The sequence below is a fragment of the Streptomyces sp. NPDC031340 genome (genome assembly GCF_055569945.1).
The window spans coordinates 111,658-124,772 of sequence record NZ_JBVIIE010000005.1; the positions used below are offsets into that span (position 1 = coordinate 111,658).

The 13,115-nt window shown below is 77.1% G+C and carries 1 pseudogene; it reads right to left on the bottom strand.

Annotated features, from left to right (window positions below):
- Nucleotides 1-160: 160 nt before the first annotated feature.
- Nucleotides 161-13,075, bottom strand: a pseudogene (locus ACZ5GT_RS05280) (type I polyketide synthase); the annotation flags it as partial.
- Nucleotides 13,076-13,115 lie beyond the last annotated feature (40 nt).

Genomic DNA, 13,115 nt, shown 5'->3' on the forward strand with positions numbered 1-13,115 from the left:
CGCCGGGACCGGCGCCGTCCACCGGGGCGCCGCGGTCGAAGCGGCCGACCAGCAGGAGCAGCCGGGACAGCACGTCGTCGGCGTCCGCGCCCGTGGTCAGCGCCTCCTCCAGGGCCGCGAGCGAGGCGTCGACCGTCGGGGCCTGCGAGGACTCCAGCGGGAGTTGCCCGGCAAGGTGTTCGGCGATCTCGGCCGGGGTGGGATGGTCGAAGACCAGGGTGGCGGGGATGTCCAGGCCGACCGCCGCGCCGATCCGGTTGCGCAGCTCGACCGCGGTCAGCGAGCTGAACCCGAGGTCCCGGAAGGCCCGGTCGGCCTCCACCCCGGCGACGCCCTCGGTGTGGCCGAGGACGACGGCGGCCTCGGCGCGGATCAGGTCCGTGAGGGCCGCGACCCGCTCGCCGGCGCCCAGCCCGGCGAGCCGCCGGATCCACACGGGTCCCTGCGCCTCGTCGGGCAGCGGCTCGGCCGGGGCACCGGCGGTGACCACCGTGGTGTTGGTGATCTCGGCGTCCAGCCAGTACCGCCGCCGCTGGAAGGCGTACGTGGGCAGCGGGACGCGTCGCGGTGCGGCCGGCGCGAGCGCGGCCGCCCAGTCGACCGGCACGCCCCGCACGTACAGTTCGGCGGCCGAGGCGAGGAACCGGGCCGGGCCGCCCTCGTCGCGGCGGAGGGTGCCGACGGTCACCGTGCCGGACGCGACGCCGGCCGCCTCCAGGGTCTCCTGGAGCGGAACGGCGAGCACCGGGTGCGGGCTGATCTCGACGAACGCCGTGTGCCCGGTGGCGGCGAGCGCGCGGGCGGCCTCCTCGAAGCGGACCGTCTGCCGGAGGTTGGCCACCCAGTAGGCGGCGTCGAGTCCGGCGGTGTCCTGCCACTCCCCCGTCACGGTCGACAGCAGGGGCACGGTGCCGCCGCGCGGGCGGACGGGGGCCAGCAGGCCGAGGAGTTCGTCGCGCAGCTCGTCGACGTGGGCGCAGTGCGAGGCGTAGTCGACGCGTATCCGGCGGGCCCGTACGCCGTCGGCCCGGCAGGCGGCGACGAGTTCGTCCAGGGCGTCGGTGTCGCCGGAGACGACCACCGAGCCGGGCCCGTTGACGACGGCGACGGACAGCCGCCCGCTCCACCGCTGTTCGACACGCTCGGCGGCCTCGTCGGCCGACAGGGCGACGGAGGCCATGCCGCCGCGGCCGGACAGCGCGGTCAGGGCGCGGCTGCGCAGGGCCACCACGCGGGCGCCGTCGTCCAGGGTGAGCCCGCCCGCCACCGTGGCGGCGGCGATCTCGCCCTGGCTGTGGCCGACCACGGCGTCGGGCCGCACCCCGTGGGACGCCCACAGCTCCGCCAGGGACACCATCACCGCCCACAGCACGGGCTGGACCACGTCGACCCGGTCGAGGCCGGGGGCGCCGTCGGCTCCGCGCAGCACGTCGAGCAGCGACCAGTCGGTGTACGGGGCGAGGGCCTCGGCGCACTCCTCGATCCGGCGGGCGAACGCCGGTGCCGTGTCGAGGAGTCCGACGGCCATGCCGGCCCACTGGGAGCCCTGGCCGGGGAAGACGAAGACGGTCCTGCCGTCGGTGTCGGCCCGGCCCCGGATCAGCCCCGGCGCGGACTCCCCGTCGGCCAGGGCGGCGAGGGCCGCACGGGGGTCGCCGCGGCCGTCGAGGACGACGGCGCGCTCCTCCAGGGCCGCTCGGGCGGTGGCCAGGGAGTGGGCGACGTCGACCGGGTGGTGGCCGGAGCCGTCGAGGTGGGCGGCGAGCCGTGCCGCCTGGCCGCGCAGTGCGGCGGAGGTCCGCGCGGAGAGCACCCATGGCAGGACGGCCGGTGCGGCGCCGCGCTCGGGTGCGGCGTGTGCGGCTGGTGCGGCGGGCGGGGCTTCGAGGATGACGTGGGCGTTGGTGCCGCTCACCCCGAAGGAGGAGACGGCGGCCCGGCGGGGGCGGTCCGCCGTCGGCCACTCGCGTGCCTCGGTGAGCAGTTCCACCGCGCCCGCGGACCAGTCGACGTGCGGGGACGGCTCGTCCACGTGCAGCGTCTTCGGCAGCAGCCCGTGCCGGATCGCCTGGATCATCTTGATCACCCCGGCGGCACCGGCGGCGGCCTGCGTGTGGCCGATGTTGGACTTGAGGGAGCCCAGCCACAGCGGACGGCCCGGGTCGCGCCGCTGTCCGTAGACGGCGATCAGCGCTTCCGCCTCGATGGGGTCGCCGAGGGTGGTGCCGGTGCCGTGGCCCTCCACGGCGTCGACGTCGGCCGGGCCCAGCCCGCCCGCCGCCAGCGCCTGCCGGATCACCCGCTGCTGCGACGGACCGCTCGGCGCGGTCAGACCGTTGGACGCACCGTCCTGGTTCACCGCCGAACCCCGCACCACCGCCAGCACCTCGTGCCCCAGACGCCGGGCGTCGGACAACCGCTCCACCAGCAGCAGACCCACCCCCTCGGCCCACCCCGTACCGTCCGCACCCGCCGCGTACGCCTTGCACCGCCCGTCGGCGGACAGGGCGCGCTGGCGGCTGAACTCCACGAAGGTCGTCGGGGTCGACATCACGGCGACTCCGCCGGCCAGGGCCAGGTCGCATTCGCCGGCCCGCAGCGACTGGGCGGCCAGGTGCAGCGCCACCAGCGACGACGAGCACGCCGTGTCCACGGTCACCGCCGGGCCCTCGAACCCGAACGTGTACGAGATCCGCCCGGAGGCCACACTCCCCGCCGTGCCGTTGCTCAGCCAGCCCTCCAGTTCGGCGGGCACCTCGCGCACCCGGGGCGCGTAGTCGTGGTACATGACACCGGCGAACACGCCGGTGCGGCTGCCGCGCAGGGCCTGCGGGTCCACGCCCGCGTTCTCCAGGGCCTCCCAGGCGGTCTCCAGCAGCAGGCGCTGCTGCGGGTCGGTGGCGAGGGCCTCGCGCGGGGAGATGCCGAAGAACGCGGCGTCGAAGTCGGCGGCCCGGTCCAGGAATCCGCCGTGCCGGGTGTAGGACGTGCCGGGACGTTCGGCGTCCTCGGAGTAGAGGGCGTCGACGTTCCAGCCACGGTCGTCGGGGAACTCGCCGATCGCGTCCACGCCGTCCCGTACCAGTTCCCACAGGTCGTCCGGGGAGGTGACGCCGCCGGGCAGCCGGCAGGCCATGCCGACGATGACGACCGGGTCGTCCTCCGCGGCGGCGGCCCGCTGCACGGCTGCCGGTGCCGGCTGCGGCTCCCCGTCCGGGAGGAGCCGGTCGCGCAGGTGCGCGGCTACGTCGGCCGGTGTGGGGTGGTCGAAGACGAGCGCGGCGGACAGGGTGACGCCGGTGGCGGCGGAGAGGCGGTTGCGCAGCTCCACCGCGGTCAGGGAGTCGACGCCGAGCCCGGTGAACGCCTTGTGGACGCCGACGGAGGCGGGGGCGGTGGCGAGGACGGTCGCGGTCTCGGCCCGGACCAGGTCGAGCAGTGCCGCCTCCCGGGCCGCGGCGTCCGGCAGCGCGGCGAGCCGCTGCGCCAGGCCGGCCGGCTGCCCGGCGGCGTGCGCGGCCGGGCTGCGGCGGACCGGGCGGTGCTCGCGCGGCAGCAGGCCGCGCAGCGGCGGCGCGACCGGCGCGCCGGAGGAGCCGACGGCCGCGAGGTCGAAGGGCGAGGGCACCAGCAGTGCGGCGCCCGTCGCCTCCGCGGCGTCGAACAGGGCGGCGCCCTCCGCGTCGCCGAGGGGCCGCACGCCCAGCCGGGCGAGCCGGGCGAGGTCGGCGGCGGTGAGATGACCGGTGATGCCGCTGGCCCGCTCCCACTGGCCCCAGGCCAGGGACTGCGCGGGCAGGCCGTGGGCCCGCCGGTGCGCGGCCAGCGCGTCGAGGAAGGTGTTGGCGGCGGCGTAGGAGCCCTGGCCGGGGGAGCCGAGGACGCCGGCCACCGACGAGTACAGCACGAACGCCTCCAGCGGCAGGTGCTCGGTCAGCTCGTGCAGGTGCCAGGCGCCGTCCGCCTTGGGACGCAGCACCGTGTCCAGGCGGTCGGCGGTGAGCGCGGTGGTGACGCCGTCGTCGACGACGCCCGCGGTGTGCACGACGGCGGTCAGCGGGTGCGTGTCGCCGATCGCGGCGAGGGTGTCCGCCAGCGCGTCCCGGTCGGCGGTGTCGACGGCCGCGAAGCGGATCTCGGCGCCCAGCGCGGCCAGTTCGGCACGCAGGGCGTCGGCGCCCGGCGCGTCCGCGCCGCTGCGGGAGACCAGCAGCAGGTGCCGTACGCCCCGGTGGGCGACCAGGTGCCGGGCGATCAGGGCGCCGAGGGTGCCGGTGCCGCCGGTGACCAGCACGGTGCCGTCGGGGTTCCACCGCTCCACCGGGGCCCGGCCGGGTCCCGCGGGCGCCAGCCGGGGCACGTGGACGTCACCGCCGCGCAGCGCGAACTGGGGCTCTCCGCCGGCCACGGCGGCGGCCAGCGCGGCGTCGGACGCGGGCGTGCCGTCGGTGTCGGCGAGGACGATCCGGTCGGGGTTCTCGGTCTGCGCGGAGCGCAGCAGGCCCCACACCGCGGCGGCGACCGGATCGGGCGCCTCGTCGGGGTGTACGGCGACGGCGCCGCGGGTGACGGCGACGAGCCGGCCGGACGCCGGGTCGGCGAGCCGGTCCTGGACGGTGGTCAGGGCGTGGGCGAGTACCGCCCGGATCCGCTCCGGGACGCTCCCGGCGGACGCGGCGTCCGGCGTCTCGCCGAGCCGGACCTCGCTCCAGTCGAAAGGTGCGGCGGGCGCGGCGGGCGCGGAGATCGCCGTGTCGGCCGCGAGCGGCGGCCAGGTGAGGGCGTACAGGCCCTCGGCGGTCGCCCGCACCGGTCGGGTGGTGAGGGAGTCCACCGACACCACGGGCGCGCCGGCCGGGTCCGTGGCCAGCAGGGTGAAGGTGTCCGCCGCGGCGGCGGTCAGCCGGACCCGCAGCGCGGTGGCGCCCGTGGCGTGCAGGACGACGCCCCGGTAGGCGAACGGCAGCCGGGTGGGGCCGTCGCCGTGCGCGGAGGCCGTGTGCAGGCCCGGCAGTTGCAGGGCCGCGTCGAGCAGCGCGGGGTGGACGCCGAAGCCGGCGGTCTCCGCCCGGCGTTCCTCGGGGAGGACGACGTCGGCGTAGTAGGTGCCGCCGTCGCGCCATGCCTCGCGTACGCCCCGGAACGCCGGACCGTACTCCAGGCCGGTCGCGGCCAGGGCCGCGTACACCTCGTCCACGGGGACGGACGCGGCGCCGGCGGGCGGCCACACCTCTATGCGGTCGGCGGGAGCCGGCGGTGCGGCGTCGAGGATGCCGGTGGCGTGGCGGACCCAGTCCGCGCCGGGCGTCTGGGAGCGGATGGTCACCGACCGGTTCCCGGCCGCGTCGGGGGCGTCGACGGCCACCTGGATCTTCACAGCACCCTGGGGCGGCAGGGCCAGGGGCGTCTCCACGACGAGTTCGGCCAGCCGGCCGGCGCCGACCGCGTCGCCCGCCCGGGCGGCCAGTTCGACCCAGGCGGCGCCGGGCAGCACGGGCGTGCCCAGCACCACGTGGTCGGCGAGCCAGGGGTGGGTGCGCAGCGACAGGGAGCCGGTGAGGACGAGACCGTCGCTGCCGGGCAGCGGCACGGCAGCCGCGAGCACGGGGTGGTCGACCGCGCCGAGACCGAGCGCGTCCGGGTCGGCGGCCGTGCCGGGCTCCAGCCAGAACCGCCGCCGCTGGAAGGCGTACGTCGGCAGGTCCACGCGGCGGGCTCCGGTGCCGGCGAAGTGGGCTGCCCAGTCGACCCGGTGGCCGCGGACGTGGGCGTGGGCGAGCGCGGTGAGCGCGGTCGCCGCCTCGGGACGGTCCCGGCGCAGCGCGGGTACGGCGACGGCGTCGGCCGTGTCGCCGAGGGTCTGCTTCACCAGGGCGCTCAGGGTGCCGTCGGGGCCGAGTTCCAGGTACGTGGCCACGCCCGCGGCGTCGAGCGCGCGGACCGCGTCGGCCCAGCGGACGGCCTCGCGCACGTGCCGGACCCAGAACTCGCCGGTGGTCAGGTCCTCGTCGGCGGCGATCCGGCCGGTGAGCGCGGAGACCACGGGGATCCGCGGCCGGGTGTAGGCCAGGTTCGCGATGACCGTGCGGAAGTCGTCGAGGACGGCGTCCATGTGCGGGGAGTGGAAGGCGTGGCTGACGGTCAGGTGCCGGGTGCGCCGGCCGCGTTCCGCGAAGGTCGCGGCGAGCGCGTGAACGGCCTCGGTGTCGCCGGAGACGACGACGGAGCGCGGGCCGTTCACGGCGGCGATGTCCGTGCCGTGGGACAGTTCGGCGCGCACCTCGTCCTCCGTGGCCTGGACGGCGGCCATGGCGCCCCGGGACGGCAGTGCGCCGATCAGCCGGGCCCGCGCGGCGACGAGGGCCGCGGCGTCCGGCAGCGACAGCACGCCCGCGACGTGGGCCGCGGTGATCTCGCCGACGGAGTGCCCGGCGACGTAGTCGGGGCTCACGCCCCAGGAGGCGTAGAGCCGGAACAGGGCGGTCTCGAGGGCGAACAGCGCCGGCTGGGTGTAGGCGGTGTCGTCCAGTCCGTCCCCGGAGGCGATCACCTCGGCGAGCGGCCGGTTCAGCAGCGGGTCGAGCGCGGCGGCGACCTCGTCGAAGGCGTCGGCGAACGCGGGGTAGGTCTCGTACAGCTCCCGTCCCATGCGGGCGCGCTGGCTGCCCTGCCCGGTGAACAGGAAGGCGAGCGTGCCCGTTCGTGCGGCCGGACCGGTGATGACCGCGGGCGAGGGGGCGCCGTCGGCCAGCGTGCGCAGTCCCTCCGGGTCGCCGACGACGACGGCCCGTTCCTCCAGCGCGGCCCGGGTGGTGGCGAGGGAGAAGGCCACGTCGAGGGGCGCCTGTCCGGAGTCGCGCAGGTGGTCGGCAAGCCGTGCGGCCTGGGCGGGCAGGGCCTCGGGCGTCCGGGCGGAGACCAGCCACGGCAGCGGGCCGCCGACGGCAGCGTGCCGCCCGCCGGAGTCGGGCTCCGGCGGCCCCGCCTGCAGGGAGGCAGCGGACGTCGGCCGCCCGTCGGAGTCGGGCTCCGACCGGTCCGCCTGCCCGGAGGCAGCGGACGCGGGCCGGGAAACGGAGCCGGGCTCCGGGCGTTCCGGCTGCCGGGGAGCGGCGGGCGGGGCTTCGAGGATGACGTGGGCGTTGGTGCCGCTCACGCCGAACGCCGACACCGCCGCCCGGCGGGGGCGGTCCGCCGTCGGCCACTCGCGTGCCTCGGTGAGCAGTTCCACCGCGCCCGCGGACCAGTCGACGTGCGGGGACGGCTCGTCCACGTGCAGCGTCTTCGGCAGGACCCCGTGCCGGATCGCCTGGATCATCTTGATCACCCCGGCGGCGCCGGCGGCGGCCTGCGTGTGGCCGATGTTGGACTTCACCGAGCCCAGCCACAGCGGGCGTTCGGCCGGCCGGTCCTTGCCGTACGTCTCGATCAGCGCCTGCGCCTCGATGGGGTCGCCGAGGGTGGTGCCGGTGCCGTGGCCCTCCACGGCGTCGACGTCGGCCGGCTCCAGCCCGCCCGCCGCCAGCGCCTGCCGGATCACCCGCTGCTGCGACGGACCGCTCGGCGCGGTCAGACCGTTGGACGCACCGTCCTGGTTCACCGCCGAACCCCGCACCACCGCCAGCACCTCGTGCCCCAGACGCCGGGCGTCGGACAACCGCTCCACCAGCAGCAGACCCACCCCCTCGGCCCACCCCGTACCGTCCGCACCCGCCGCGTACGCCTTGCACCGCCCGTCGGGCGACATCGCCCGCTGCCGGCTGAACTCCACGAACACGGTGGGCGTGGACATCACCAGCACGCCCCCGGCGACCGCGAGGTCGGACTCGCCGGCCCGCAGCGACTGGGCGGCCAGGTGCAGCGCCACCAGCGACGACGAGCACGCCGTGTCCACGGTCACCGCCGGACCCTCGAACCCGAACGTGTACGAGATCCGCCCGGAGGCCACGCTCCCCGCCGTGCCGATGCCGAGGTAGGCCTCGAGTTCGTCGGGCACGTTCTGGGCGCGGCCGGCGTAGTCGCGGCCGGAGATGCCGGCGAACACGCCGGTGCGGCTGCCCCGCAGGGCGGTCGGGTCGATGCCCGCGCGTTCGAGCAGTTCCCAGGTGGTCTCCAGCAGCAGCCGCTGCTGGGGGTCGATCGCCGGGACCTCGCGCGCGGAGATGCCGAAGAACTCGGGGTCGAATTCGGCGACGGAGTCGAGGAATCCGCCGTGCCGGGAGTAGGAGGTGCCGGGCCGGTCCGGGTCGGCGCTGTAGAGGCGGTCGAGGTCCCAGCCGCGGTCGTCGGGGAACTCGGTGAGCGCGTCGGTGCCGTCCACGACCAGCCGCCACAGGTCCTCCGGGGAGGCCACCCCGCCGGGGAAGCGGCAGGCCATGCCGACGACGACGATGGGGTCGTCGTCCACCGCGGCCGTCACGGCCGCCGGGGCGGAGTCCGCCGGGGCGGCCTGGTCGCCGAGTTCGCCCGCCAGCCAGTCGGCCAGCGCGGCGGGGGTGGGACGGTCGTAGACGAGGGTGGCGGGCAGCTGCCGGCCGGTGGCCGCGGAGAGGCGGTTGCGCAGCTCCACCGACATCAGCGAGTCGAAGCCGTGCGCGCGGAAGTCCCGGGCGGGGTCGATGGCGTCCGCTCTCGCGTGCCCCTGGACGGCGGCGGCCTGCGACCGTACGACCGTGAGGAGTTCGCGGCGCAGCTCGGCCGGGCCGAGTCCGGCCCAGCGTCCGGGGCGGACGTCGTCCTCGGCGGTGCCCGCCGACGGGCCGCGCACGCCGAGGAGTTCGGCGGCGAGCGGGTGCGGCCGGCCGCGGAAGAACGCGGGCCAGTCGGCGTCGGCGACGACGAGGTGGTGCTCGCCGTGGTCGAGGATCTGCCCGAGGACGGTGAGGGCGCCGTCGGGCGGCAGGGAGACCAGTCCGTGCCGCAGCAGGGTCTCCTCGGCGCCGTCGGCGGCGATCCCGTCGCCCGCCCAGTGGCCCCAGGCGACCGAGGTCGCGGGCAGCCCGGCGGAGCGCCGCTGGTCGGCGAGCGCGTCCAGGTAGGCGTTGCCGGGCGCGTAGTTGGCCTGGCCGGGGATGCCGCACAGTCCCGCGACGGAGGAGAACAGCACGAACGCCGACAGGTCCGTGTCCCGGGTCAGTTCGTGCAGGTTGCGGGCGCCTGCCGCCTTGGCGCGCAGCGCGCGGTCGAGGTGGTCGGGGGTCAGCTCGCCGATCAGGGCGTCGTGCAGGGCGGCGGCGGTGTGCAGGACGGAGGTCAGCGGCGTGTCCGGCGGGACGAGGGCGAGCGCGGCGGCGAGCTGGTCGCGGTCGGCCACGTCGGCGGCGGCGAAGGTGACGCGGGTGCCGGACTCCTCCAGTTCCGCGGCGAGTTCCCGGGCGCCCGGCGCGTCCTGGCCGCGGCGGCTGACCAGCAGCAGGTGTTCGGCGCCGCGGGCGGCCAGCCAGCGGGCGAGGTGCCCGCCGAGGGCTCCGGATCCGCCGGTGATCAGCGTGGTGCCGGTCGGCCGCCAGCCGTCGGCGGCGGGCGCCGGCGGGAACGGGCCCGCGGGCACCAGACGGCGGGCCAGGAGCCCGGAGGCGCGGACGGCGACCTCGCGTTCCCGGTCCGGGCGGGGGTCGGCGAGGAGGGCGACGACCTGCTGCCAGGCGCGGGCCCCGGGCTCGGCGGGCAGGTCGACGAGGCCGCCGGAGCGTGCCGGGTTCTCGGCGGCGAGGATCGCCCCGAACCCCCACACCAGGGCCTGTTCGGGGTCCGTCACATGGTCCCCGGGGCCGGTGGAGACCGCGCCCCGGGTGAGGTACCACAGCGGCGCGCTTACCCCGGCGTCGTCCAGGGCCTGGGTGAGCGCCACCTGTGCCGCGTAGGAGCGCGGCAGCACGGGGTGGCCCTCGGCGCGGCCCTCGGCGAGGCCGAGCAGGGAGACGACGGCGGTGGCGGTGGACGGCAGGAGCGCGGCCAGGGCGGCGCGGTCGGCGTCCGGCGGGACCGGGACGCTGACCGGGCGGGCGCCCGCGGCCTCCAGCGCGCCGGCCAGCGCCTGTGCGAACGGGTGGCCGGCGTGGGTGTCGGGGACGGCGATGACCCAGTCGCCGCCGGGGCGGTGGGCCGTGCGCGCCGGACGTGCGGGGCGCCAGACGACGCGGTGGCGCCAGCGGTCGGTGGCGGTGGCGGCCAACCGGCGCTCCCGCCAGGACGACAGCGCGGGCAGCACCGGCGCGAGGTCGGGGACCGGCAGGCCCAGCACGTCGGCCAGCCGGTCCTGGTCCCGTTCGGCGACCAGGTCCCAGAAGGCGTCGTCGGCGCTCCCCGCGGGCGCGGCGAGTTCGGGGGAACGGGTGGCGTCCAGCCAGTAGCGCTCGCGCTGGAAGGCGTACGTCGGCAGGTCCACGCGGCGCGGGGCGGGCCCGAACGCGGCGGACCAGTCGACGGGCACGCCCTGCGTGTGCAGTTCGGCGACCGAGCGCAGCCAGCGGCCGGGGCCGCCCTGCCCGCGGCGCAGGGAGCCGGTGACGACCGGGCGGGCGGACGCGGGACGGCTCTCCAGGGTGTCCTGGATCGCGCCGGTCAGCACGGGGTGGGCGCTGACCTCGACGAAGACGGTGTGCCCGGTGTCGGCGAGCTTGCGGGTGGCCTCCTCGAAGCGGACGGTGCGGCGCAGGTTCGCCGCCCAGTACGCGGCGTCGAGTCCGGCGGTGTCCTGCCAGTCGGCGGTGACGGTGGACAGCAACGGGACGGTGCCGGTGCGCGGGGCGAGACCGGCGAGCGTGTCGAGCAGTTCCTCGCGCAGGGCGTCGGTCTGCGGGGAGTGCGAGGCGTAGTCGATCGGGATGACGCTGGTGCGCACGCCCTCGGCCGCGAAGTCGGCGCGCAGCTCCTCGAGGGCGTCGAGGTCGCCGGAGACGGCCACCGCGGACGGGCCGTTGACCACGCCGACGGACAACCGCCCGGGCCAGCGCTCGGCCAGCCGGCGGGCCACCTCGGCCTCGGGCAGCGCGACGGCGACCATGCCGCCGCGGCCCGACAGGCTCTCCAGGGCGCGGGCGCGCAGGGCCACGATGCGGGCGGCGTCCTCCAGGCCGAGGCCGCCCGCCACGTACGCGGCGGCCACCTCGCCCTGGCTGTGGCCGACGACGGCGTCGGGGGTGACGCCGTAGGAGCGCCACAGCTCCGCCAGGGCGACCATCACCGAGAACAGGGACGCCTGCAGCACGTCCGTGCGGTCGGGGTCGGGGGTGTTCTCGGCGCCGCGCAGCACGTCGGTCAGCGACCAGTCGGCGTAGGGGGCGAAGGCCGCCGCGCACTCCTCGATCTTCGCGGCGAACACCGGTGCGGTGTCGAGGAGTTCGGCGGCCATGCCGCGCCACTGGGAGCCCTGGCCGGGGAAGACGAAGACGACCTTGCCGTCGGCGGCGGCCGGGCGGGCGGTGCCGCGGACCGCGTCGGCGGGCTCCTCGCCGCGGGCCAGCGCGCGCAGCGCCCCGGCGGGGTCGGCGGCGAGCACCACGGCCCGTTCGTCGAACGCGGTGCGGGTGGCGGCGAGTGAGTGCGCCACGTCCGCGGGCGCCTCGGCGGTGGCGCCGAGGTGGTCGGCGAGGCGGGCGGCCTGGCCGCGCAGGGCGTCGGCGGTCCGGGCGTAGATCACCCAGGGCAGGACGGCCGTGGCGAGGGCCGCCTCGCCTGCCGTCTCCCGGTCCGGTACGGCGACGGGCGCGGGCGGGGCTTCGAGGATGACGTGCGCGTTGGTGCCGCTCACGCCGAACGCCGACACCGCCGCCCGGCGGGGGCGGCCCGGGTCCGTCTCCGGCCAGGGCCGGGCGTCGGTGAGCAGCCGGACGGTTCCGTCGGACCAGTCGACGTGCGGGGAGGGGGCGTCGACGTGCAGGGACTTGGGCAGCACGCCGTGCCGCATGGCCTGGACCATCTTGATGACGCCGGCGACGCCCGCGGCGGCCTGGGTGTGGCCGATGTTCGACTTCAGGGAGCCGAGCAGCAGCGGCCGGTCGGCGGTGTGCCCGCTGCCGTAGGTCGCGATGAGGGCCTGGGCCTCGACGGGGTCGCCGAGGCGGGTGCCGGTGCCGTGCGCCTCGACGGCGTCGACGTCGCCGGGAGCGAGGCCGGCGGCCTTGAGCGCGTCGCGGATGACGCGCTGCTGGGAGGGCCCGTTGGGGGCGGTGAGCTGGCTGCTGCGGCCGTCCTGGTTGACGGCGGAGCCGCGCAGCACGGCCAGCACGGGCCGGCCGAGGCGTTGCGCGTCGGACAGCCGGGCCAGGGCGATCACGCCGACGCCCTCGCCCCAGCCGGTGCCGTCGGCGGCGGCGGCGAACGGCTTGCAGCGGCCGTCGGGGGCGAGCCCGCGCTGCCTGCTGAACTCGATGAACATGCCGGGCGCGGCCATCACGGTGGCGCCGCCGGCCAGCGCGAGGTCGCACTCGCCGCGCCGGAGCGACTGGGCGGCCAGGTGCAGCGCCACCAGCGAGGAGGAGCAGGCGGTGTCCACGGTGACCGCGGGCCCCTCCAGGCCGAGGGTGAAGGCGATGCGGCCGGAGGCTACGGAGGTGGTGGTGCCGGTCAGGACGTATCCGTCGGTCTGCTCGGCGGGCCGGTGGTGCAGGCTGGGCCCGTACTCCTGGGCGATGACGCCCGCGAAGACACCGGTGCGGCTGCCGCGCAGGGTGGTGGGGTCGATGGCCGCGTTCTCCAGGGCCTCCCAGGACGTCTCGAGCAGCAGCCGCTGCTGTGGGTCGGCGGCCAGCGCCTCGCGGGGCGAGATGCCGAAGAAGGCGGCGTCGAACTCGCCCGCGTCGTAGAGGAATCCGCCCTCGCGGGCGTAGGTGCGCCCGGCCGCGTCCGGGTCGGGGTCGTAGAGGTGGTCCAGGTCCCAGCCGCGGTCGGCGGGGAACGCGCCGATGACGTCGCGTTCCTCGCTGACCAGCCGCCACAGGGCGTCCGGGGTGTCGGCGCCGCCGGGGAAGCGGCAGGCCATGCCGATGACGGCGATGGGCTCCTGGTGGCCGTCGGCGGCCTTGGCCTCGGCCTCCTGCAGGCGCTGCCGGGTGTGGTGCAGTTCGGTGGCGACGCGGTTGAGATAGTCGCGCAGCTTCGCCTCATGCGTGGTC